This window comes from Streptomyces sp. NBC_00414, assembly GCF_036038375.1.
Classification (GTDB): Bacteria; Actinomycetota; Actinomycetes; order Streptomycetales; family Streptomycetaceae; genus Streptomyces.
Map to the genome: position 1 here is coordinate 98,884 of NZ_CP107935.1, position 26,512 is coordinate 125,395.

Consider the following 26,512-nt stretch of genomic DNA (forward strand, 5'->3'; position numbering starts at 1 on the left):
GGCGAGCGGCGCGCTCATCGTGGCTCCGACGGTCGCCTCGGTCGGACCGTAGCCGTTGAGCACCGTGCGGCCCGCCGCCCACCGTCCGACCAGTCCCGGCGACACCGACTCGCCGCCGACGAGAACGCAGTCCAGGCTGGGCATGCCGTCCTCGGGCAGGGTCGCCAGCACGGTCGGCGGCAGTGTGGCGTAGGTGACGCCGCGCCGGTCGATGAACGCGGCCAGTTCGTCGCCCGCCATCCCGCTGTCCGGCAGTTCCAGCCGGGCACCGGAGGTCAGGGCCATCAGGATCTCCCACACCGTGATGTCGAAGCTCAGTGAGGCGAACTGGAGCACCCGGGCGCCCGGCCCGGCCCCGCACCGCTGCGCGGCCGAGGCGGCGAGGCTGGGCAGACCTCCATGGGTGACCACCACGCCCTTGGGCCGACCGGTGGTGCCGGAGGTGTAGATGACGTAGGCGGCGGTGGCCGGGGTCAGCGGGGCCGTGCGGTCGGTGTCGGCGAGGTCGTGGGACGGCAGGGCGGCCACCGCGGCGCGCAGGTCCGGGTCGTCGAGCCGGAGGACGGGCACCTGGGGCAGACCGGCCACCGCGTCCCCGGCGGTCACCAGGCAGACCGGACGGATCTCCTCGGCGATGAGGCGGATCCGCTCCGCGGGCAGGTCGGGGTCGATCGGCACATAGGCGGCACCGGACTTGAGTACGGCGAGCAGCGCCACGATCATGTCCGCCGACCGGGGGACGGCCAGCGCCACGAACCGCTCCGGACCCGCGCCCCGGCCTGCCAGATGGCGGGCCAGCCGGTTCGCGCGGAGGTTCAGCTCGGCATAGGTGACGGTCTCCTCCTCGAAGGCGACGGCCACCGCGTCCGGCGTACGGCGGACCTGACGCTCGAACAGCCCCGGGGCGGGCACGTCGGGTAGGGCGAGCGAGGTGTCGTTCCACTCCTCCAGCAGGCGGATCCGCTCGTCTCCACCGAGGATGTCGATCGCGCCGATACGGGTGCGCGGGTCCGTGACCGCCGCGTCCAGGAACCGTACCCAGCGCTCCAGCAGCGACTCGACGGTGACGGCGTCGTAGAGATCGGTGCGGTACTCCACCCAGCCCCTGATCCCCTGCGCGTCGCCGTCGCCGGGGCGTTCCCGAAGGCTGAAGGTGAGGTCGAACCGTGCGTCGTTGGCGGTCGCCGCCGCTTCCCGGGTCACCCGGACCCCCGGCAGCTCCGGGGTGGCCTCCGCGGCGTTCTGGAGCACCAGCAGGATCTGGAAGAGCGGATGGTGCGACAGCGAGCGGCGAGGGCTGAGGGCGTCCACCAGCCGCTCGAACGGTACGTCCTGGTGGGCGTACCCCGACAACGCCGTCTCGCGTACCCGGTCCAGCAGTTCGGCGAAGGTCGGGTCGCCGGAGGTGTCCGTGCGCAGCACCAGCGTGTTGACGAAGAAACCGACGAGATCGTCCAAGGCCTCGTCCGTACGGCCCGCCACCGGCGCCCCGATCGGGATGTCCGTGCCCGCGCCCAGCCGGGTCAGCACGCCCGCCAGCGTGGCCTGCAGCACCATGAACACGCTGACGCCCGCGGTCCGCGCCGTGCGCAGCAACCCGGCGTGCGTCTCGGGACCGATCTCGAAGGCCTTACCCGCGCCCTGCGAGGAGGCCGACGCGGGCCGCGGCCGGTCGCCGGGCAGCCCGACCTGCTCGGGCAGTTCGGCCAGCGCCCGCTTCCAGTAGGCGAGTTGCGCGGTGACCGGACTGTGCGGGTCGTCCAGCGCGCCGAGCAGGTCGCGCTGCCAGAGCGCGTAGTCCGCGTACTGCACGGGCAGCGGGGCCCAGGCCGGCGGTTCCCCGGCGGCCCGCGCAGCATAGGCGCGGGACAGGTCGCGCAGCAGCGGCCGCGTGGACCAGCCGTCATGGGCGACGTGGTGGACGACGACGCTCAGGACCCGGGTCCCCGAGTCGGTCACCCGCAGCAGTGCCGCCCTGAGCGGCAGGTCGGTGGCCAGGTCGAAGCCCTGTTCGGCGACGCCGGCCAGCGCGTCGGACAGGCTCGCCTCGGTCACCTCCGTCACGGGCAGCGGCACGTTTACGCCGGCGGGCAGGATCGTCTGCACCGGTGTGCCGTCGATCTCGGTGAAGACCGTCCGCAGTGCCTCGTGCCGGGCGACGACATCGGCCAGGGCCGCACGCAACGCGTCCTCGTCCAGTTCTCCGGTGAGCCGGAACACCATCGGAACGCCGGTGGCGGGGGTCTCGCCGTCCATGCGGTTCATGAACCACATACGCTGCTGGGCGAAGGAGACCGGCACGCGCTCCGGCCGCTCCGCGGGCACCAGTGCGGGCCGGGTCGCGTCCGATGCCGCCGTGGCACGTCGTACGAGGGCCGCGACCGTGGGTGCCTCGAAGACCGCCCGGACCGAGACCTCGGCGCGCAGCGCCGTGCGGATCCGGGAGACCAGACGGGTCGCCAGCAGGGAGTGCCCGCCCAGCTCGAAGAAGTTGTCGTCCGGGCCGACCGCGGGAAGTCCCAGCACGTCGGCGAACAACTCGCACATCACCTCTTCCGGGCCGGTGCGCGCGACCGTGCTCGTCCCCGCCATGGCCGCGTAGTCCGGTGCGGGAAGCGCCCCGTGGTCGACCTTGCCGTTGGGGGTGAGGGGCATCTCGGTGACGGCCACGACGGCGGCGGGCACCAGGTAGTCCGGCAGGCGCTCGCGCAGGAAGTCCCGCAGCACACGCACCGGATCGTCCTGGGCCACGGCCGGGACGACGTACGCGACCAGGCGGTGGTCGCCCGGGCGGTCCTCCCGCACCGTGACGACGGCCCGGGCGACCCGCTCGTGGCCGGACAGTACGGCCTCGACCTCGCCGGGCTCGATCCGGAACCCGCGGATCTTCACCTGGTCGTCCGCGCGGCCGACGAACTCCAGGTCGCCGTCCCGCCGCCACCGTACGACGTCTCCGGTGCGGTACATGCGCTCGCCCGCCGATCCGAACGGGCAGGCCACGAACCGGTTCGCGGTCAGCGCGGCACGCCCCAGGTAGCCCCTGGCCAGGCCGCGGCTCGTGACGTACATCTCGCCCGCCACGCCCGGGGCGACAGGCCGCAGCCGGCTGTCGAGGACGTACACCCTGGTGTTGTCCAGGGGGCGTCCGATCGACACGGGTCCGTCCGTGGCACCGAGGGTTCCGCTCAGCGTGGCGCCGACGGTGGTCTCGGTGGGCCCGTATCCGTTGAGGATCCGGGTGCCGACCGACCACCGGGACACCAGTCCCGGCGGCGCCGCTTCGCCGAACAGGACGACGCACTCCAGGTCCGGCAGGTCGTCGGGCGCCAGCGTGGACAGCACGGACGGCGGCAGGGTCACGTGGGTGACCCGGTGTCCGACCAGCAGATCGGCCAACTCGGCACCGGTCAGGCCGCTGTCCGGCAGCACCAGGCAGGCACCGGACAGCAGGGCCAGGAAGGTCTCCGCGATCGCGGCGTCGAAACTCGGCGAGGCGAGCTGTGCCACCCGGCTGCCCGCGGTGACGTGGGCCCGTCGCGCGAGTGTCTGTACGAAGTTCGGCAGACCGCGGTGGGACACCACGACCCCCTTGGGCATGCCGCTGGTCCCGGACGTGTAAATGACGTAGGCCGCGTGGTCGGCCGTGACGGCAGGCGGGGCGAGGTCGCCGCCCGCGAGGTCCGGCATCGCGGTCCCGTCGCCCTCCTCGTCGAGGAGGAACACCGGGGTGCCGCCGATGTCGGCCGCCGGTGGGCGGGCGTTCGCGGTGGTGACCAGGCAGCAGGGTCCGCTGTTCTCGATCATGAACCGGATGCGCTCGGCCGGGTAGTCGGGATCGAACGGAACATAGGCCGCCCCTGTCTTGAGCACGGCCAGCAGGGCGACGATCAGGTCGGCCGAGCGCGGCAGCGCGACACCGACGAAGCGTTCGGGTCCGGCGCCGTACCCGGTCAGCGCACGGGCCAGCCGGTTCGCCCGTGCGTCGAGTTCGGCGTAGGTGACCGACTCGCCGCCGGATGCCACCGCCACGGCGTACGGCGTCCGGGCCGCCTGCTGTTCGAAGAGCGTGGCGACGGAGGTGTCGGGAAGGTCGCGCGCGGTGTCGTTGCGCACGGTGAGGATCTCGTGCCGTTCCTCGGCGGTGAGCAGGTCGATCGCGCCTAGCCGGCGGCCGGGCAGAGCGGCGGCCTCGTCCAGGAATCGCGTCCAGCGCCGGACGAGCGTGGTGACGGTGTCCTCGTCGTACAGGTCCGTGGTGTATTCGACCCAGCCGGTGATGCCCTGCGGGGCTCCGTCGGAGCCGCGCTGTTCCCGGAGGCTGAAGGTCAGGTCGAAGCGGGCCCGTTCGCCGGGTATCCGTTCGCGGGTGGTGTCGATGCCGGGCAGGTCGAGGACGGCCTCCGCGTTGTTCTGGAGCACCAGCATGATCTGGAACAACGGATGATGCGCCAGCGACCGGGTGGGGCTGAGTACCTCCACCAGCCGTTCGAACGGAATGTCCTGATGCGCGTACGCGGACAACGCCCGCTCCCGCACCCGCTCCAGCAACTCGGCGAACGTCGGATCCCCCGACGTGTCCGTACGCAACACCAGCGTGTTCACGAAGAACCCGACCAGATCATCCAGCGCCTCATCCGTACGACCCGCCACCGGCGACCCGATCGGAACATCCGACCCCGCACCCAACCGCGTCAACAGACCCGCCAGAGCCGCCTGCAACACCATGAAGACACTCGCACCCCCCGAACGCGCCGCCTCCACCACCCGCACATGCGTCCCCACCGGAATCTCGAAAGCAACCCCCGCACCCCGCCGCGAAGCAACCGCCGGACGCGGACGGTCACCCGGCACACCCACCTGCTCCGGCAACCCCGCCAACGCCTCCCGCCAATAACCGATCTGCGCCGCCAGAGCACTGCCCGGATCACCCGGATCACCCAGCAACTCCCGCTGCCACACCGCGTAATCCCCGTACTGCACCGGCAACGGAGCCCACCCCGGCACCCGCCCCACCACCCGCGCCGCATACGCACACGACAGATCCCGCAACAACGGCCGCATCGACCAGCCATCACCCGCCACGTGATGCACCACCAACACCAACACCCACACCACACCACCCACACCAACCCCGACATCGGAATCGGAATCGGCATCGGCATCGGCACCGGACACCCGCAGCAACACCCCACGGACCGGAATCTCACCCGCCAGATCGAACGGACGCCGCGCAACCCCCGACAACGCCCCACCAACCGCACCCGGCACCACATCCACCACCGGCAGCGGCACCTCCCGACCGGGGGCGAGAATGGTCTGCACCGGGGCACCGTCGACCTCGGTCAGCACCGTCCGCAACGCCTCATGGCGGTCGATGACGTCGTTGAACGCCGCGCTCAGCGCGTCAGGATCGACGTCGCCTGTCAGCCGCAGCGCGATGGGGAGGTTGTACAGCGAGCCGACGTCCTCAAGCTGGTGCAGGAACCACAGCCGCTGCTGGGCGAACGACGCGGGGGCCCCGTCCGGGCGCGGGACGGGCGTCGGCGCGGGCCGCCCGACACCCGAGGTGCGCTCGATCCGCCGGGCCAGACCGGCGACCGTGGGTGCCTCGAAGACGGCCCGGACCGAGAGCTCGGCACCCAGTACGGCGCGGATCCGGGAGACCAGGCGGGTTGCCAGCAGCGAGTGCCCGCCCAGATCGAAGAAGCTGTCGCCGACCCCCACCTCGTGCAGGTGCAGGATGTCGGCGAACAGGGCGCAGAGCAGTTCCTCCTGCGGAGTGCGAGGAGCCCGGTCCGTCCCCCGCACGGCGGAGAATTCCGGTGCGGGCAGTGCACGCCGGTCCACCTTGCCGTTGCGGGTCAGCGGCAGAGCGTCCAGGACCACCACCGCCGCCGGCACCAGATGATCCGGCAGCCGGTCGCGCAGGAACTCCCGCACCTCACGCTCGGCCGCCTGTCCGGGAGCCGCGGGCACGACATAGGCCACGAGCTGGGCCGCCCCGTCACGGTCGGCCTTCGCCAGCACGACGGCCTTCGAGACCGCCGGATGTTCGGCGAGCACGGCCTGGACCTCGGTGGGCTCGACCCGGAAACCGCGGATCTTCACCTGGTCGTCGGCCCGCCCGAGGAACTCCAGAGCGCCGTCACGGCGCCACAGCGCCAGGTCGCCGGTCCGGTACATGCGCTCGCCCCGAGTGCCGAACGGGCATGCCACGAACCGCCCCGCCGTCAGCCCGGGCCGCCCCAGATACCCCCTGGCCAGACCGGCCCCGGACAGGTACAACTCACCCGCGACACCCGGCGGAACCGGACACAGACGGTCGTCGAGCACATAGACCCGCGTGTTCGCGATCGGCGCGCCGATCGGCACCCGCTCGGGCCACTCCGACACGTCGTCGGGCAGCGCGAACGCGGTGACGACATGCGTCTCGGCGGGTCCGTAGTGGTTGGTCAGGCGCACGTCCCCCGCTCGGAAGAACTCGCGCAGCCGGGTACCGACGACGAGGGCCTCACCCGCCTGCACCACCTGGCGCAGGGCCGGCAACGGCTGCCGGTCCGTCTCGGCGGCCTCGCACAGCGCGTCGACGACCGGAGTGGGGGCGTAGAGCTCCCCCACGTCGTTGGTCCGCAGCCACGCCACGAACGCGGTCATGTCCCGCCGGGTCTCCTCGTCCGGCACGCACAGGGTCCGGCCCGTCAGCAGGGCGGAGAGGATCTCCTGCGCCGAGACGTCGAAACTCAGTGAGGTGAACTGGGCCGTGCGGACGGCGGCGGGCTCCGCGTGGGCGTCCGCGATCAGGTTCGCCAGCGCACCGTGGGGCATGGCGACGGCCTTGGGCCTGCCGCTGGTTCCGGAGGTGTGGATGACGTACGCGGGATGTGCGGGCGTCAGCGGTGCGTCACGGTCGGCGTCGGTGACGTCATGTGCGTCGTACGCGTCGAGCACGCCTGCCAGTCCGGGGTCGCCGAGCGGCAGCGCCACCTCGCCGCCGAGCGTGCCGGCGGTGCTGATCAGGCGGACCGGCCGGGCGTCGTCCAGCAGGAACCTGATCCGCTCCGCGGGATATCCGGGATCGACCGGCAGGTAGGCGGCCCCGGACTTGAGGACGGCCAGCACAGCCACGATCATGTCGACCGAGCGGGGCAGGGCCAGTGCCACGACTCGTTCGGGTCCGGCGCCGAGCTGGATCAGATGCCGGGCGAGGCGATTCGCCCTGGCGTTGAGCCCGGCATAGCTCACGGACTCGTCGCCGAAGACCACCGCCACCGCGTCGGGGGTCCGCACGACCTGCTGTTCGAACAGGGTGGGCAGCGTCGCCACGGGAAGGTGGCGCGCGGTGTCGTTCCACTTCACCAGCAGTTGACGGCGTTCGGCTCCGGTGAGCAGGTCCACGGCGCTCAGCCGGTGTCCCGGGTCGGCGGTGACGGCGTCGATCAGCCGCACCCAGCGGGACAGCAGGGCTTCCGCGGTGGCCGGATCGTAGAGGTCGCTGCTGTATTCCAGCTGCACCGTGATGCCCCGCGGAGCACCGTCCGCGCCGCGGGTCTCGCGCAGCCCGAAGGTCAGATCGAATCGGGAACCGCGGCCGGCGACCTGCTCGCGGGACACCGTCGCCCCGGGCAGCTCGACGGATGCCTCGGTGGTGTTCTGGAGCACCAGCATGATCTGGAACAACGGGTGGTGCGCCAGCGAACGGGTGGGGCTGAGTATCTCCACCAGCCGTTCGAACGGCACGTCCTGGTTGGTGTAGGCGGACAGCGCGGTCGTGCGTACCCGGGAGAGAAGCTCCTCGAAGGTGGGATCGCCGGAGGTGTCGGTGCGCAGCACCAGGGTGTTGACGAAGAACCCGACGACGTCGTCCAGTGCCTCGTCCGTGCGACCGGCCACCGGCGACCCGATAGGGATGTCCGTGCCCGCGCCCAGCCGGGTCAGCAGGCCGGCCAGCGCTGCCTGCGCCACCATGAACACACTCGCCCCCGACGCCCGGGCGAGACCCACGATCCGGGCGTGGACGTCCTCAGGGATCTCGGTCCCGGCGACCGCTCCGCGGCGGGACGCCACGGCGGGACGCGGCCGGTCCCCGCGCAGGCTCACCTGCTCGGGCAGTTCCTGAAGCTCCCCCACCCAGTACGCGACCTGAGCGGCGACGGCGCTGTCCGGGTCGTCGAGGTCGCCCAGCAGGTCCCGCTGCCACACCGCGTAGTCCGCGTAACGCACCGGCAGCGGCGTCCAGGCCGGCGATCGGCCCGCGGCCCGCGCGGCGTAGGCGCGGGACAGGTCCCGCAACAGCGGAGCCATCGACGAACCGTCCGTGGCGATGTGGTGCGCCACGAGTGCGAGCACCCATTCGCCGGTGTCGGTGACCCGCAGCAGCGAGACGCGCAGCGGGATCTCGCACGCCAGGTCGAAGGCGTACCCGGCAGCCCGCTCGACGGCCGTCCGCACCTCGGTGGACTCCAGCTCGGCCACGGACAGCGGCACGTCCACGTCGACAGGCAGGACCGTCTGCACCGGCGTGCCGTCGATCTCGGTGTACACCGTCCGCAGCACCTCGTGCCTGCCCACGACGTCGGCGAGCGCGGCCCGCAGCGTGTCCACGTCGAGCTCGCCTGCCAGCCGCAGCACGACGGGCACGTTGTAGACGGGGTTCGCGCCTTCCAACTGGTCCAGGAACCAGAGCCGTTGCTGCGCGAACGACAACGGCACCCGCTCGGGCAGGGGCGAGAGCCGCAGGGCGGGACGCGTCTGCCCGGAGGCCTGCCGTACGAGCCGGGCCAGCTCGCCGACGGTCGGCGCCTCGAACACGGCACGTACGGACAGTTCGACGCCCAGCGTCGTGCGGATGCGGGAGATGAGGCGGGTCGCCAGCAGCGAGTGGCCGCCCAGGTCGAAGAAACCGTCGTGCACCCCGACCGCGGGCAGGCCGAGCACCTCGGCGAACAGGTCGCACAGCAGTTCTTCCTGCGGAGTGCGCGGCGCACCGTCACCAGGAGTGAGGTCCGGGACGGGCAGAGCCGACCGGTCGAGCTTGCCGTTGGGGGTCAGCGGGATCTCGTCGAGGAACAGCAGCGCCGCGGGGACGAGATGGTCCGGCAGGCGCTCCCGCAGGAAGTCCCGCAACGCGGTCGCGTCGGTGTCCCCGGTTGCGGCGACGACGTACGCCACCAGGCGGACGTCACCGGGCCGGTCCTCGCGGGCGACCACCACGGCCCGGGACACCCCTGGGTGGCCCGCCAACACGGCCTCGGCCTCGCCGGGCTCCACCCGGAAGCCTCGGATCTTCACCTGGTCATCGGTCCGCCCGAGATACTCCAGGTTGCCGTCGGCCCGCCACCGCGCGAGGTCTCCGGTCCGGTACATACGGGTACCGGCCGGACCGAACGGGCAGGCCACGAACCGCCCCGCCGTGAGCACGGAGCGGCCCAGGTAGCCCCGGGCGACACCGGCGCCGGCCATGTACAACTCCCCCGGCACCCCCGGCGGCACCGGACACAACCGGTCGTCGAGCACGTAGGCCCGGATGTTGGTCATCGGCTTTCCGATGGGCACCGGGCCCGTCGTCAGATCCGCGTCCGGCGGGACGACGTAGTCGGTGCACCCGACGGTCACCTCGGTCGGACCGTAGTGGTTGACGATCGAGACGCCCGGACGACGGGCACGCCATGTCCGCAGTTCGTGGCCGGCGACGGCGGCGCCGCCCACCATGAGCTGCTGCGTGGGCCAGAAATCGTCCGGGAACTCGCTCATCGCGAACGAGAGGTGCGCCGGGGTCATCTTCAGGAAGTCGTACGACAGCCCCTCGCTCCGTGTCCGCTCGGGAAGCGTGCCGTCGAACGCTGCGACGTGGATGCGGCCCCCGTGGACCAGCGCGCCGTACAGGCCGGTCACGATCGCGTCGAAGGCGAGGGAGGCGTGCACCAGAGTGGTACCGGCGAGGCCGGGGTAGGCCCGCGGACAGCGCAGCACGTAGTTCGTCAGCGAGCGGTGCTCGACGACGACGCCCTTGGGGCGTCCCGTCGTGCCCGAGGTGTAGATGACATAGGCGGGGACCTCGGGTGTCAACGCCGCGATCCGGTCGGCGTCGGTGAGGTTCCCCGGCGGGTACGCCCGGACCGACTCGGCCGTCCCGGGGTCGTCCAGGACGATGACGGGCCGTCGGCTCACGGGCAGGGACGCCAGCACACCGGCGGTGGTGACCACGCAGACCGGCCCGGTGTCGTCGAGCATGAACCGGATCCGCTCGGCCGGATACTCGGCTTCGACCGGCAGGTATCCCGCGCCCGTCTTGAGCACCGCCAGCAGCGCCACCACCATGTCGGCCGAGCGCGGCAGCGCGAGCGCCACGAAGCGCTCGGGGCCGGCGCCGTACCCGATCAGCGCACGGGCCAGCCGGTTCGCCCGTGCGTCGAGTTCGGCGTAGGTGACCGACTCTCCCTCGGCCACCACCGCCACGGCGTCCGGCGTCCGGGCCGCCTGGCGTTCGACGAGCACCGGCACGGGAGCGGCTGCCGGGTCCTCGGCGGCGGTGTCGTTCCACGTGACGAGCAACCGGTGCCTCTCGGCGTCGCCGAGCAGGTCGATCGCGCCTAGCCGGCGGCCGGGCAGAGCGGCAGCCTCGTCCAGGAACCACGTCCAGCGCCGGACGAGCGTGGTGACGGTGTCCTCGTCGTACAGATCCGTGTCGTACGTGATCCAGCCGGTCATGCCCTGCGGGGTCCCGTCGGAGCCGCGCTGTTCCCGCAAACTGAAGGAAAGATCGAAACGTGAGTGGACGATGTCGAGGTCTTCGCGGGTGGTGTCGATGCCGGGCAGGTCGAGGACGGCCTCCGCGTTGTTCTGGAGCACCAGCATGATCTGGAACAACGGATGATGCGCCAGCGACCGGGTGGGGCTGAGTACCTCCACCAGCCGTTCGAACGGAATGTCCTGATGCGCGTACGCGGACAACGCCCGCTCCCGCACCCGCTCCAGCAACTCGGCGAACGTCGGATCCCCCGACGTGTCCGTACGCAACACCAGCGTGTTCACGAAGAACCCGACCAGATCATCCAGCGCCTCATCCGTACGACCCGCCACCGGCGACCCGATCGGAACATCCGACCCCGCACCCAACCGCGTCAACAGACCCGCCAGAGCCGCCTGCAACACCATGAAGACACTCGCACCCCCCGAACGCGCCGCCTCCACCACCCGCACATGCGTCCCCACCGGAATCTCGAAAGCAACCCCCGCACCCCGCCGCGAAGCAACCGCCGGACGCGGACGGTCACCCGGCACACCCACCTGCTCCGGCAACCCCGCCAACGCCTCCCGCCAATAACCGATCTGCGCCGCCAGAGCACTGCCCGGATCACCCGGATCACCCAGCAACTCCCGCTGCCACACCGCGTAATCGCCGTACTGCACCGGCAACGGAGCCCACCCCGGCACCCGCCCCACCACCCGCGCCGCATACGCACACGACAGATCCCGCAACAACGGCCGCATCGACCAGCCATCACCCGCCACGTGATGCACCACCAACACCAACACCCACACCACACCACCGACCTCGGCATCGGCACCAGCACCGGCACCGGCACCGACATCGGCATCCGCATCCGCATCCGCATCGGCGCCACCCGACACCCGCAACAACACCCCACGGACCGGAATCTCACCCGCCAGATCGAACGGACGCCGCGCAACCCCCGACAACGCCCCACCAACCGCACCCGGCACCACATCCACCACCGGCAGCGGCACCTCGACGTCCTCCGGCAGGACCGTCTGCACCGGGGCACCGTCGACCTCGGTCAGCACCGTCCGCAGCGCCTCGTGCCTGCGCACCACGTCCCCCACGGCGGCCCGCAACGCGTCCGGATCCACGTCTCCGGCCAGCCGGAAGGCGATCGGGAGGTTGTACGCGGCAGTCCGGCCCTCAAGCTGGTGCAGGAACCACAGCCGCTGCTGGGCCAGCGACGCCGGAACACGCTCCGGTCGTGCCTGCGGCACCACGGCGGGACGGACCGCCCCGCCGGCCGCCCGCACCCGCCGGGCCAGGCCCGCGACGGTGGGGGTCTCGAAGACCGCGCGGACCGAGAGTTCGGCACCCAGTACGGTGCGGATCCGCGCCAGCAGCCGGGTCGCCAGCAGCGAGTGCCCGCCCAGCTCGAAGAAGTCGTCGTCGACCCCTACCCGGCGAACGCCGAGGATCTCGGCGAACAGCGTGCAGAGCAGTTCCTCCTGCGGATCGCGGGCGAGGCCGCCCCGCCCCGCGACGTCGGCGAAGTCCGGTGTGGGCAGTGCCCGCCGGTCCACCTTGCCGTTGCGGGTCAGCGGCAGAGCGTCCAGGACCACCACCGCCGCCGGCACCAGATGATCCGGCAGCCGGTCGCGCAGATACCCCCGCAGCACGAGCGGGGCGGCGTCGGCCGACACGGCGTAGGCGACCAGGCCGGGCTCGCCCGCCGCGTCCGCGCGGACGGTCACGACGGCCTGGGTCACCTGCGGGTGGCGGACCAGTGCGGCTTCGACCTCGGCGGGCTCGACCCGGAAACCGCGGATCTTCACCTGGTCGTCGGCCCGCCCGAGGAACTCCAGGTTCCCGTCGGCCCGCCACCGTACGATGTCGCCGGTCCGGTACATGCGCTCGCTCGGGTCCCCGAACGGGCACGCCACGAACCGCCCCGCCGTCAGCCCGGGCCGCCCCAGATACCCCCTGGCCAGACCGGCCCCGGACAGGTACAACTCACCCGCGACACCCGGCGGAACCGGACACAGACGGTCGTCGAGCACATAGACCCGCGTGTTCGCGATCGGCGCGCCGATGGGTGGCGGGGACGCGCCGTCCGCCGTCCCCGGCAGGCACTCCCACGCCGTCACGTCGATCGACGCCTCGGTCGGGCCGTAGAGGTTGTGCAGCCCCGCCCCGCACCGCTCGTGGAACTCCTGCACGGCGTCGCCGGACAGGGCCTCGCCGCTGCTGATCACCTGCCGCAGCCCGGCCAGTTGCGCCGGTTGCGCCTCGCCGAGCAGCGAGCGCAGCATCGAGGGCACGAAGTGCGCGACCGTGACGCGCTCGCGCCGGATCAGCTCGGCGACGCGGCCGGCGTCCCGGTGCTCACCGGGAGGCACCACCACGAGGGTGGCGCCCGCGAGCAGGGTGGCGAAGAACTCCCAGACCGACACGTCGAATCCGTAGGGCGTCTTCTGCGCCACGCGGTCCTCGGCGGACAGTCCGTACCGCTCGATCATCCACGCCAGCCGGTTGACCACACCCGCGTGCGGGACCACCACGCCCTTCGGCGTGCCCGTCGTCCCCGAGGTGTGGAGGACGTAGGCGGGGCTGGCAGTCCGCAGCGGCGAGTGGCGCTCGCAGTCGTCGACGTCCGTGCCGGGGTAGCCGGCCAGCACCTGGTCCAGAGCGGGGCCGAAGGTCAGGACGGCCGGTGTCGGACCGGTGGGGATGCGGACGTCGTCCGCGGCGACCGCGCACACCGGGCGGGTGTCGTCCAGCAGGAACCGTATCCGCTCGGCCGGGTGGTCGGGGTCGATGGGAACGTACGCCGCCCCGGCCTTGAGCACGGCCAGCAGGGCCACCACCAGCTCCACCGAGCGCGGCAGCAGCAGGGCCACCGCCCGCTCGGGTCCGGCGCCGTGCGCGATCAGGTGCCGCGCCAGCCGGTTCGCCCGCGCGTTGAGTTCCGCGTAGCTCACCGCCAGGTCACCGTCGACGACGGCGCTCGCCGCGGGTGTCCGCGCGACCTGCGCCTCGAAGAGGTCCGGGAGCGGCCGGGTGGGCAGGGGCCGTGCGGTGTCGTTCCACTCGTCGAGCACCTGCCGGCGCTCCGCCGCGGACAGGATGTCGATGTCGCCGATCCGCCGGTCCGGGTCCGCGACCGCCGTCTCCAGGAGGCGGATCCACCGGTGGATCACGGTGTCGACCGTCCGGGGGTCGTAGAGGTCCGTGCTGTACTCCGCGCGCCCCCTCATCCCGGAGGGCGTGCCGTCGGGGCCCCGGTGTTCACGCAGCGAGAGGGTGAGGTCCAGCCGTGCGCCGGCCGACGGCACGGTCTCCTCGGTGACCTGCACGCCCGGCAGGTCGAGCGTGCCCTCCGCGGTGTTCTGCAGCACCAGCATGATCTGGAACAACGGGTGGTGCGCCAGCGAGCGGTGCGGACGGAGCGTGTCCACCAGTCGCTCGAACGGCACGTCCTGGTTCGCGTAGGCCGTCAGGGCCGCTTCCCTGGACGAGGCAAGCACGTCGGCGAAGGTGGGGTCGCCGGAGGTGTCGACCCGCAGGACGAGGGTGTTCAGGAAGAGGCCCACGAGGTCGTCCACCGCGTCATCGGTGCGCCCGGCGACAGGCGTGCCGATCGGGATGTCGGTTCCCGCGCCCAGCCTGGTCAGCACCGTCGCCAACGCGGCGTGCAGCACCATGAACACGCTGGCGCCCGCGGCGCGCGCGGTGTCCGCGACACGGGCGTGCAGGTCGGGACCGATGTCGAAGCCCGTGCTCGCGCCGCGGAAGGAGGACACCGCCGGGCGCGGCCGGTCGGCCGGCACGCCGACCTGCTCCGGCAGGCCGTCCAGCGCCTCCGTCCAGTACCGCACCTGCCGGCCGATCGCGCTGTCGGGGTCGTCCGCCGTGTCGAGCAGCGCGCGCTGCCACATCGCGAAGTCCGCGTACCGCACCGGAAGCCGGGGCAGGGACGGCGCCGCACCGGCCGCCCGGGCGGTGTACGCCTGGGACAGGTCGCGCAGGAGCGGGGCCAGCGACCAGCCGTCGGCGGCGATGTGGTGCACGACCAGCACCAGCACGTACGTCCCGTCGCCCGCGATCCGCAGCACCCTGGCGCGGACGGGGATCTCGGTGGCGAGGTCGAAACCGTACGCCGCGGCCTCGGCGACCGCCGCCGACAGCCCTTCGGGCTCCACCTCGACGATGGGCACCGGGACGGTCACGTCCTCGGGGAGGATCCGCTGGACCGGCTCTCCGTCCGTTTCGGGGAACACGGTGCGCAGCGGTTCATGGCGGCCCACGACGTCCCCGAGGGCGCTCCGCAGCGCGTCCAGGTCCACGTCGCCGTCCAGCCGCAGCGCGAGCGGGATGTTGTACACCGGCCCGGGGCCCTCCAGCCGGTGCAGGAACCACAGCCGCTGCTGGCCGAAGGAGACCGGGGCCCGGTCCGCGGGCGCCACGGGCACGAGCGGCGGGCGCACCGTTCCGTCCGCCCGCTGGATGCTGCGCGCCAGGCCCGCCACCGAGGGCGCGTCGAACACCGACCGGACCGACAGTTCCACGTCCAGTTCCGCACGTACGCGTGCCACCAGCCGCATCGCCAGCAGCGAGTGCCCGCCCAGGTCGAAGAAGTCGTCCTCGACGCCGACGTGGGGCAGCCCGAGTACCTCGGCGAACAGTCCGCACAGCAGCTCTTCGCGCGGGTCGCGCGGTGCGCCGGTGCCCGTGGCCGACCGGGCGAAGTCGGGTACGGGCAGGGCCCGGTGATCGATCTTCCCGTTCGCCGTCAGCGGGATCCGGTCGATGGGCAGCAGCGCCGCGGGGACCAGATGGTCCGGCAGCCGCTCCCGCAGGAACTGCCGCAGCGTGCGCGGCAGGTCGGCGGTCCCCCGGCCGGGGGCGGCGACGACATGAGCGACGAGGCGGACGCCGTCCGGCTGCTCGCCCTGCGCGCTCACGACGGCGGTGGCCACGGCGGGGTGTTCCGCCAGGACGGATTCGACCTCGCCGGGCTCGCTGCGGTAGCCGCGGATCTTGACCTGGTCGTCACCCCGGCCGAGGAATTCGAGGGTGCCGTCGGTGCGCAGGCGGACGAGGTCGCCGGTGCGGTACATGCGCTCGCCCGCCCCGCCGAAGGGGCTGGCGACGAAGCGGCTCGCGGTCTGCGCCGGGCGTCGTAGATAGCCGCGTGCCAGGCCGGCACCGCTGAGGTGGAGCTCTCCCGGTGTGCCGGCCGGTACCGGTCGCAGCCACTCGTCGAGGACGTGGACGCGGACGCCGGACAGGGGGGTGCCGATGGGGATCCGGTCGGGCACCGGGGCGGTGAGACGGTGACAGGTCGCGAAGGTGGTGGTCTCGGTGGGCCCGTAGCCGTCGACGACGACCAGATCGGGGCAGGCGGCCAGCACGCGGCGGACGGCCGCGGCCGGGACGACCGCCCCGCCGGTCCACACCTCGCGCAGTGCGGCGAAGCAGTGGGGTGCCTCGTCGGCGAAGACCTGGAAGAGCCCGGCGGTCAGCCACATGGCGGTGACCTGGTGCCGGACGGTCAGTGCCCGGAGCAGCCCGGGGTCGAGGTCCGCGGGTGCGAGGACGACGCTCCCGCCGGAGAGCAGCGGAACCCACAGCTCGTAGGTGGAGGCGTCGAACGCCGAGGGCGAGTGGGCCAGTACCCGCCGGTGGGCTCCCGTGGCGAAGCAGGACGCCCCGGCCAGGGCGACGATGTCGGCGTGGGTGACGACGACGCCCTTGGGCAGGCCGGTGGAGCCGGAGGTGTACATCACGTAGGCCGGGTGTGCGGCCCGGGACGGGGCGAGCCGTTCGGCGTCCGTGAGGTCATCGGCGGACCGGTCGGCGTCGCCGTCCTCCCGTACGGGGATCAGGGGCAGGCCGGTGAGCTCGCGCGGCCAGGTGTCCTGCGGGGCGACGACGCAGACAGCCTGGGCGTCGTCGAGCATCAGCCGCACGCGGTGTGCGGGGTGGTCGGGGTCGACGGGCAGGTACCCCGCGCCCGTCTTGAGGACGGCGAGGAGGGCGACGATCTGCTCGGCCGAGCGGGGCAGGGCGAGGGCGACGAGGCGTTCGGGGCCCGCGCCCGCCTCGATCAGACGGCGTGCCAGGCGGTTGGCCCGGGTGTTGAGTTCGTGATAGGTCAGCTGCTCGTCCCGCCAGATGACGGCGGTGGCGTCGGGGGTGCGGGCGGCCTGACGCTCGAACACGGCGGGGACCGGTTCGGCGGAGGCGGTCAGCGGGGCGCCGGTCCCGAGGGCGGACAGGACGTGGTGTTCCTCCGCCGTGAGCAGGTCGATCGCACCGATCGCGCGGCCGGGGTCGGCCGTGGCGGCGTCAAGCAGCCGGATCAGGCGACCGCCCAGCGCCTCGGCGGTCTCCCGGTCGTAGAGATCGGTGCGGTACTCCACCTTGCAGGCGATCCCGGCGGGCTCGCCGTCGGGCCCCTGTGTCTCGCGCATGCTGAACGTGAGGTCGAACCGGGCGTGCGGGCCGGCGGCGTACTCGCGGCTCGCCTCGACTCCGGGGAGCTCCAGGGTGCCTTCCGCGTTGTTCTGGAGCACCAGCATGATCTGGAACAGCGGATGATGCGCCCGGGAGCGGCGCGGGTTGAGTACGTCCACCAGCCGCTCGAACGGCACGTCCTGGTTCGCGTAGGCCGACAGAGCCCGCTCCCGCACCCGGTGCACCAGGTCGGTGAAGCTCGGGTCGCCGCTGGTGTCGGTGCGCAGTACGAGGGTGTTGACGAAGAACCCGACGAGTTCGTCCAGCGCGTCGTCGGTGCGGCCGGCCACCGGGGTGCCGATCGGGATGTCGTTCCCCGCACCCAGCCGGGTCAACAGGGCGGCGAGAGCGGCCTGAGCGACGATGAACACGGTGGCGCCCGTCGACCGGGCCATGTCGAGGACGCGGGCGTGGAGGTCCTGTCCGATGTCGAAGGTCACGGTCGCACCGGACAGCGATTCCACGGCGGGTCGGGGCCCGCCCGGCAGACCGACCTGTTCGGGCAGACCGGCGAGCGCCTCGGCCCAGTAGTCGGTCTGTCGCGCGATCGGACTCCGCGGATCGTCGATCTCGCCCAGCATCCGCCGCTGCCAGACGCTGTAGTCCGCGTACTGCACGGGCAGTCGGGGCCAGTCGGGTTCGGTGCGGGCCAGCCGGGCCGCGTAGGCGCGTGACAGGTCCCGCAGCAGCGGGGTGATCGACCAGCCGTCACCGGCGATGTGATGCATCACCAGTACCAGCAGCCACTCCTCGTCCGCGACGCGCAGCAGGGAGGCGCGGAAGGGGATCTCGGCGGCCAGATCGAATCGGTGGCCGATCGCCTCCTGGACCGCGGCGGCCTCGTCACCGGGACCCACGTCGGTGACGGACAGGGCGAAGGGCTCGTCCGCGGGGAGGATGAGCTGGCGCGGGGTCCCCTCGACCTCGGTGAGGACCGTCCGCAGTGACTCGTGTCTGCCGACGACGTCCGTCAGCGCGTCCCGCAGCGCCGCCACGTCGAGGCCGCCGGTCAGCCGCAGGACGACCGGGATGTTGTACACCGCGCTCTGCCCGTCCAGCTGCCACAGGAACCACAGGCGCTGCTGGGCGAACGACACCGGCATGTGCGGCACGCGGGAGACCGGCCGCAGTCCGGGCTGCACCCGGTCGGCGGCCGAGACCGTCCGACGGGCCAGGCCCGCCACCGTGGGAGCCTCGAACACCGACCGGACCGACAGCTCGACGCCCATCACCGTACGTACGCGGGCCACCAACCGTGTCGCGAGCAGCGAGTGTCCGCCGAGGTCGAAGAAGCCGTCGTCGACGCCGACGCTGCCCTTGGACAGCCCGAGGACCTCGGCGACCAGCTCGCGCAGCTGTTCCTCCCGCCTGGTGCGCGGAGCCCCGCCGGCGCCCGCCGCGGCGGCGTAGTCCGGTGCGGGAAGGGCCTTGCGGTCCGCTTTGCCGCTCGGGGTCAGAGGGATCGCGTCCAGCCGCACCAGGGCCGCGGGCACCAGGTGCTCCGGCAGGCGTGTGCGCAGGAACTCCCGCAGTGCGGCGGGCAGTTCGTCGTCGGCCTCCGCGGTCACGACGTAGGCCACGAGGCGGGGATCGCCGGGCTGGTCCTCACGGGAGAGGACCAGCGCCTCGGTCACGGCGGGATGGGCGGCCAGTTCGGCCTCCACCTCACCGGGCTCGACCCGGAATCCGCGGATCTTCACCTGGTGGTCGGCGCGGCCGAGGTACTCCAGGTTGCCGTCCGCCCGCCACCGGACGATGTCGCCGGTGCGGTACATGCGCTCGCCCGCCCCGCCGAACGGGCAGGCGACGAAGCGGTCCGCCGTCAGTACGGGGCGTCCGAGATAACCACGGGTCACGCAGACGCCCGCCAGGTACAGCTCGCCCGCCACCCCCGGGGGCACCGGGTGCAGCGTGTCGTCGAGCACGTACACCCGGACATTGGTGATCGGCGCGCCGATGGGCGGCGCGCCGTCGGGGGCGGCGCGGCGACAGTCCCATGCCGTGACCTCGATCGATGCCTCGGTCGGGCCGTAGAAGTTGTGCAGGCTCGCGGAGAGGGTCGCGTGGAACTGCGTCTGGAGGTCGGCGGTCAGTGCCTCGCCGCTGCAGAAGACCGCGCGCAGGCTCGGGAGGTCCTCGGGCGCGGACCGGTTGAGGAACGAACGCAGCATCGACGGCACGAAGTGGGCCACGGTGACCCGTTCGCGCCGGATGAGCCCGGCGACGTACTCCGGATCGCGGTGCCCTCCGGGACGGGCCACGACGAGGGTCGCGCCGGAGGCCAGCGTGCAGAAGAACTCCCAGGCCGAGACGTCGAAACCGTAGGGCGTCTTCTGGAGGACGCGGTCCTGCGGGGACAGCCCGTACCGCTCGATCATCCACAAGAGCCGGTTGGTCACACCGCGGTGCGGCACCACGGTTCCCTTGGGCCTGCCGGTGGTGCCCGAGGTGTAGCTGACGTAGGCGGGATGCGCCGGGGTCAGGGCGGCCGTCCGCTCGGCGTCGACGACGTCGTGCCCGGCGTACGGGCGCAGCGAGTCGGCGGTCAGGGGGTCGTCCAGCACCAGCCGGGGAGTACCCTCCGTGTCCTGGTGCGCTGCCGCCGCCTCGGACAGGGTGAGCAGGCAGACCGGACCGGCGTCGTCCAGCATGTACCGGACCCGGTCGTCGGGGAACTCGGGGTCGATCGGGAGGTAGGCGGCGCCGGACTTCATGACGGCCAGCAGGGCGACGACCATCTCCACCGACCGGGGCAACGTCAGCGCGACGATCCGCTCCGGGCCCGCGCCCAGTTCGACGAGCCGCCGCGCCAGCCGGTTCGCACCGGCGTTCAGCTCTGCGTAGGTCACGGCCCGGTCCTCGAACACCACCGCCACGGCGTCCGGTGTCCGCGCGGCCTGTCGCTCGAACAGGACGTGCACCGGGGCGTCCGGCACGGTGGCCGACGTGTCGTTCCACCGTGTGAGGACCTGGAGCCGCTCGTCGGGTGACAGCAGATCGATCTCGCCCAGCCTGCGGTCGGGGTCGGCGGCGCCCGCGTCGACCAGGCGCACCCAGCGTCCGATCAGGTTCTCGATCGTGGACCGGTCGTACAGGTCGGTGCTGTACTCGACCCGGCAGCGGATGCCGTCGGGGGCGCCGTCCGGCGTGTGCCTCTCCAGCAGACTGACCGTGATGTCGAAACGGGCGGTGGTGCGGGGCGGGAGTTCCCTCACCGCGTCGAGGCCGGGAAGGTCCAGTCCGGCCTCGACGTCCTTCTGCAGTACCAGCATGATCTGGAACAGCGGGTGGCGTGCCAGTGAGCGGGTCGGGTTGAGCGCCTCCACCAGCTGCTCGAACGGTACGTCCTGGTTGACGTACGCCGACAGCGCGGTCTCGCGCACCCGGCCCAGTAACTCGCCGAAGGCCGGGTCGCCGGAGGTGTCGGTCCGCAGGACCAGCGTGTTGACGAAGAACCCGATCGACTCGTCCAGCGCCTCGTCGGCACGGCCGGCCACCGGGGAACCGATCGGGATGTCGGTGCCCGCGCCCAGCCGGGTCAGCACTCCGGCGAGCGCGGCGTGGAACATCATGAACACGCTCACGCCCGCGGCGCGCGCCGCGGCCACGATCCGTTCGTGGGTCCGCGGACCGATCGGTACGTCGATGGTGGCGCCGGCGCGCGATGCGATCGCGGGCCGGGGCCGGTCGCCCGGCAGTCCGACCTGGTCGGGCAGTCCGGCGAGCGCGTCCTTCCAGTAACGCGTCTGGGTCGCGAGCGGGCTGTCCGGGTCGCCGGGATCCCCGAGGAGTTCGCGCTGCCACACCGCGTAGTCCGCGTACTGCACCGGCAGTTCCGGCAGCGCCGGGGCGTCGCCGCCCACGCGCGCGGCGTAGGCCCGGGACAGGTCGCGCAGCAATGGACCCAGGGACCAGCCGTCGCTGGCGATGTGGTGGATCACCAGCACGAGCACCGACACGGGGTCCTCAGGAGTGTCGGCGCGGCGCAGCAGCCACGCGGCCACGGGGATCCGGGCGGTCAGGTCGAACCGGTGGTCGACGGCCGTGCCCACCGCTGCCTCCAGCCGGTCGGCGGGCACGTCGAGCGCGGTGAACGGCACCGGGGTGCCGGGGGGCAGCACCGTCTGAACGGGAGTCCCGTCGGCCTCCGTGAACACCGTCCGCAAGGACTCGTGCCTGGCGACCACGTCCCCGAGCGCGAGGCGCAGCGCGACCGGATCCGGCTCGCCCGTCAGCCGCAGGACCGTCGGGATGTTGTAGACCGGGCTCGCGTCCTCCAGCTGGTGCAGGAACCACAGGCGCTGCTGCGCGAAGGACAGCGGCATCCGCTCCGAGCGGGGTACACGCCGCAGTGCGGGGTGCCCGGGGTCCGCCGCCTCGCGGATCTCGCGCACCAGGTCGGCGATGGTCGGCGCCTCGAACACCGTCAGCACCGACAGTTCCACTCCGAGCAGGGCGCCCACCCTGGCGGTCAGACGGGCGGCCAGGAGGGAGTCGCCGCCGAGGTCGATGAAGTCGGCCCCGAGGTCCACGGGTCGCCCCAGCACGTCGGTGATCAGATCGCGCACCAGCTGGTCTCGCGGATCGTCTTCGGCAGTCCGGTTCATGTGTCGTACCCCCGTGGTGGTTACGTGCTGTGCGGGTTCCTCGGGTAGCCGTGGCAACTGGGCACTTCGTCCAGGGCACCGCGGCGTGTCCGCCTGCCCTCGGCGAACGGTGGCTGCGTGGCATCCATGACGGCCGGGCGCGCGGCCAGGAGGGGCGGCGCGTGGTCCAGCAGGACTCCGGCCCCGGACGGGACTCAGTTGGTGTTGCTCTTGATGCGGGTGTGGGCGGGAAGGTGGGTGCGGGTCAGGACATCAAGGGACTCGGCCTCGGAGTTCGTGGAGCGGCCAGAACAGGTGGGAGGACCTGTCGGCACCGCCCGTTCCCGTTCCGGAGCCCGCGACGCGTTCCGTCGTCCCGGGTGCGTGTCCGGCGGGATCGGCGCCCGTCCGGCTCGCGGCGCCCTCGCCGGGAGCCACGAACGACTTGATCCGACGATCACCCATGTCTCGTCCCCTCCCGAGCCGACGGCGAAGCCGGGTGCTGTGGGCACCGACTCGGGGGCATGACTGCAGATCCGCCCAACGACAACGTTGGCAGACAGCTGAACCCCCGTTGGTGACCGGTGAAACGCATGAGATCTGCGTGACATCGGGCCACTCACCGCCTGATGCTTCCCCAGGGCCGGACGAGGGTCAACCGTCTTTCCTGGCCACAGGAATGAGTTCTGGCCAGACGTGTTCGGAGCGTAGTAGGCGAGCAACCGGCGGGGCAGGATGTGGCTCGCGCGTCTCATGAGGCGGCCAGGAGAGGTGTCCCGGGCCGCCCCGGCGCACAAGGGACAGTCGGGCCGCTTCACAGCGTGCCTGGTCACGGGGAGGAAGAAGATGAGCAACCCGTTCGACGACGTTGAGGGACGCTTCCTGGTCCTGGTCAACGACGAGCGCCAGTACTCGCTCTGGCCGAGCTTCGCCGAGGTTCCCGAGGGCTGGTCCGTCGAACTCGAAGAGAGCGATCACCAGACCTGCGTCGAGCACATCGAGCGGAACTGGACGGACATGCGGCCGAAGAGCCTCGTGGACGCCATGGAGGCGGACGCCGCGGAGCGGTCCCGTACCACCTGACCTCGGCCTGCTCCGTGACCGCCCGACGGGTGGCCTCGGAGCGGGAACCTCTCATCCCACCGCGGCGGCACACCGTCCGCGCACCCTCATGCCCCACGGGCCGGTACGGCTGCTGCCGGACGCCGGTGACGTCGGCATGTCCGTCGGCCGCCGATGGACGCCCGGCCGGAGAACCCGGCCTGCGTCCTGCCCGCACGGAACACGTGCGCCATCACATCACGGGGGACCCCTGTGCCCAGCGAGGCACCTCTGCACGCACCGCACCACAACCTGCTCTGTCCGGTGTGCGCTCGGCGAACGACCGATGACGGTCTGCTGCTCGAATGCCCGGCGGACCACGAACGGGCCCTCCTGCGCGTCGAGTACGCGGCGAAGGGCTTCACGCCCGACCTCGCCCGGACGGGACTGTTCCGCTATCGCGACTGGCTGCCGGTCCGGCGGGAGTTGCCCGGGGCGGGCGGAACAGTCATGTACCGCAGCATCGGACTCGCCGAATTCCTCGGCCTGCGCAACCTGTGGATCGCGTTCAACGGATATTGGCCGGAACGTGGTTGCACCCTCGAAACGGGCACGTTCAAGGAGTTGGAGGCGTTCAGCGTCCTGGCACGGCTGCCGGACGATCCGCCGACACTGGTGGTGTCCTCGGCCGGCAACACGGCCGTGGCCTTTGCCGTTCTGGCCTCCCGGTGTCACGTGCCGTGTGTCATCGTCGTTCCCGAGGGGGGCCTCGGCGCGCTCATGCTGCGCGAGCCGCCGGCGCCCTGGGTACGGTTGATCGCGCTCGAACAGGCCGACTACTCCGACGCGATCGTTTTCGCCGACTCCCTCTCCCGGGCACTCGGCGGCCGGCTCGAAGGCGGGACCAGGAATGTCGCCCGCAGGGCCGGACTGGCCACGGTGCTGCTGTCGGCGATCGAGGCGTTACCGGGGATGCCGGACTTCTACTTCCAGGCCGTCGGCAGCGGCGCGGGCGCGATCGGCGTCCACGAGGCCGCGCGCAGACTGGTGGAGGCAGGTGTCGGAGAGACCCCGCCACGGCTCATGCTGTGTCAGAACGCAGCCATGGCACCCCTGTACGACGCCTGGCGCGGCACCAGGACCCGGCAGGCCCCCCTGTCCGCGCCACCCCAGGTCTTCGCACCCGAGCTGACCAACCGGCACCCCCCGTACGGGACGCGGGGCGGCGTGCGCGACTGCCTCGTCGAGAGCGCGGGCGACATGCTGGTCGCCGATCGCACGACGGCCGACGCCGCCAGGGCCCTGTTCGCCGACGTCGAACACATCGACATCGAACCCGCCGCCGCGGTCGCCGTCGCCTGCCTGCGTCAGTCGGTGGCCGACCAAACCGTGCCCCGGGACGCGACGGTTCTCCTCAACATCACCGGGGGCGGCCGGCGCAGGATCGCCGAGCAGGCCCTGCTCTCCCCCGCCGCACCGGTGAGCGTCGTCCCGGCCGCCGACTGGCGCTCCGGGGAGCCTCCCGTGGGCCTGTTGCGCAACTGCGCGGTGCTTCAGTGACCTTGTACGTCGCACCACCGTCCTCCCGGCATCCGTTCTCCGTGCTCCGCGGCGGCTCGCCCGCCTCGTTGCGGAAGCGGCGACGGTGCCCCTCCACAGGCTCGCCGAGGCCCGGCGGCGCACTGCCGGGAACCCGTCCGGGCGTGTGATCAGCTGTGGTTAACTGAGCCAGGCGCGACCATCGAGTGACCGCTCGGACCACCTGTGCAGCATGCTCGGCGCGCGGTGTCACCGAGGGGAGAGGACCGGGTGTGAAGCTGCGCGACATCGGCAAACGCTACGGACGACAGACATGGGTCCTCGCCCATGTGCAGGTGGATCTGCCCCCCGGCGAGCTGATCGCGTTCAGTGGCGGCAACGGATCGGGAAAGTCCACACTTCTGAGAATCGTGGTCGGCGTGACGCGGCCGACCACGGGCCGGGTGACGGACCGTCCGGCCCTGATCGGCTACGTGCCCGACCGGTTTCCGCCCGACGAGCGGATGTCGGCACTCGACTACCTGACCCACATGGGCCGGGTCAGCGGCCTGCGGAGCGCGGCGGCCGGACGGCGTGCCGAGTCGTTACTCGAACGACTCGCCCTGGTCGGCGGCGCCGACACGGCTCTGCGCGCACTGTCCAAGGGAAACGCACAGAAGGTCGCCCTGGCACAGGCGCTGATGGTCCCCCCGCAACTGCTCGTTCTGGACGAGCCCTGGTCCGGACTGGACAGCTCGGCGCACGGTGTCCTGGCGGAGATCATGAACGAGATCACGCGAGCGGGCGGCACCCTCGTGTTCACCGACCACCGCGAGTCGGTGGTCCAGGCGAACGCGACCCGGATCTACCGTGTCGCCGGGGGAAGCGTGACCCTCGACGAGAACCCCACCCGCGTGGCACGGCCGACTGAGACCCGGCTGGTCCTCAGGGCACCGGTGAACGAGTACGGGATTCCCCGCACCGCGGACTGGCGGTCCCGCGCCGGCGTGGTCACCGCGCACGACAACGGCGCGCACACCACGATCCATGTCACCAGCGCGTACGCGGACGAACTGATCCTGGCCGCCCTGCACGAAGGATGGTCGATGGTGGAAGCGGGCACGGTGAACACCCCCCAGGTCTCCGTCCACGGCGGTGCTTCATGATCGCGCTGTGCCGCTACACCATGGCGGTCATGCTGCACTCGCAGCGCTACATGCATCCGATGCTGCTGTTCGTCGCCGTCGCCGTCATCTTCACCGGAAGTTCCGACTCGGTACCGGTGGCTGCGATCTACGGGCCCGTCTCGGGCGTGCTGTTCGTCTGCTCGGCCTGGCTGACCGCCGCCCTGGTGAACGTCGAGGATCCGGTACGGCGCGTCATCTCCGTGGTCCACGCCGGCCGATCGCGTTCCGTGCTCCTCGCGACCGTGCTGGTGGCCCTGGCCATGAGTCTCCTCGTCTCCGGCGTGCTGCTCTTCTCACCGCTGGTGATAGGCGACCACTCGATCACCCCCGACGACCTCATGGTCGGTGTGCTGGCCCAGTTGACGGGTGCGAGCACCGGGGTGGCGATCGGTCTGATCGTGTCCCGCCTGGTGATCCGCCGCACCGGCTACGCGCTGGTCACGGCTCTGGTGCTCATGGCGGCCCTCAGTTTCACGCAGGGCCTTCCGCCGATCAACCGACTGATCCGTCTCCTGGCGTACACGCCCGACGCCCCCGGCCTGCTACCGGCGACGGCGGGATGCGCGGCCGTCGCGGTGGCACTGTTGGCGGCAAGCACGCTCTTCACCGATTTCATCGCCGCCCGCCGGGACTGAGGCCCGCACCCGTCCGTACCCCCGCAGGTCCGGACGGGTATCGAGCGCAGGTCCGGACGGGTATCGAGCACGACTTCCCCAGCCCTCGACGCCGCCCATACCGTCGTGCGCGCCGACCCTGATCGGGCGGGCAGCTTCTTTCCGTCAATCGTCCGGCTGCGCGCCAGGGCGGGGCCGTTTCCCGTCTCCCCATGGGAGACAGATGGGAGGAAGATCTTCCCGATCGAGGCCGGCCAGGGCGAGCGAAAGCCGAGTAGGGCTAGGTAGCGGAACCGGATGGAAGCCGGTAGGAACGCTGACCGGGCT

General features: G+C 72.0%; 5 protein-coding genes (1 of these 5 cut by a window edge). 4 read left to right on the forward strand and 1 reads right to left on the reverse strand.

Annotated elements, in window-relative coordinates:
• Positions 1–21,846 carry the 5' portion of a non-ribosomal peptide synthase/polyketide synthase gene (locus OHS59_RS00495; protein ID WP_328491380.1) on the reverse strand. Its footprint begins 5,427 nt before the window's first position, so 21,846 of the gene's 27,273 nt are visible here — the first part of the coding sequence; it begins with the start codon at positions 21,844–21,846; the stop codon falls past the left edge of the window.
• A gap of 825 nt (positions 21,847–22,671) precedes the next feature.
• On the opposite strand from OHS59_RS00495, the gene OHS59_RS00500 reads away from it, so the two are divergent.
• The 4 genes from OHS59_RS00500 to OHS59_RS00515 all read left to right on the forward strand — a co-directional run bounded on the left by OHS59_RS00500 (position 22,672) and on the right by OHS59_RS00515 (position 26,206).
• Complete coding sequence (locus OHS59_RS00500) at positions 22,672–22,908, forward strand: MbtH family protein (protein WP_328491381.1); 237 nt, start codon at positions 22,672–22,674, stop codon at positions 22,906–22,908.
• A 282-nt stretch (positions 22,909–23,190) separates the two neighbouring features.
• Entirely contained in the window at positions 23,191–24,426 is a 1,236-nt protein-coding gene (locus tag OHS59_RS00505) for a cysteate synthase (protein ID WP_328491382.1), read from the forward strand.
• Positions 24,427–24,677: 251 nt separating this feature from the next.
• On the forward strand, positions 24,678–25,550 hold the full coding sequence (locus OHS59_RS00510; protein WP_328491383.1) for an ABC transporter ATP-binding protein: 873 nt from the start codon (positions 24,678–24,680) through the stop codon (positions 25,548–25,550).
• On the forward strand, positions 25,547–26,206 hold the full coding sequence (locus OHS59_RS00515) for a hypothetical protein (protein ID WP_328491384.1): 660 nt from the start codon (positions 25,547–25,549) through the stop codon (positions 26,204–26,206). The genes OHS59_RS00510 and OHS59_RS00515 overlap by 4 nt, the downstream gene beginning before the upstream one ends.
• Positions 26,207–26,512 lie beyond the last annotated feature (306 nt).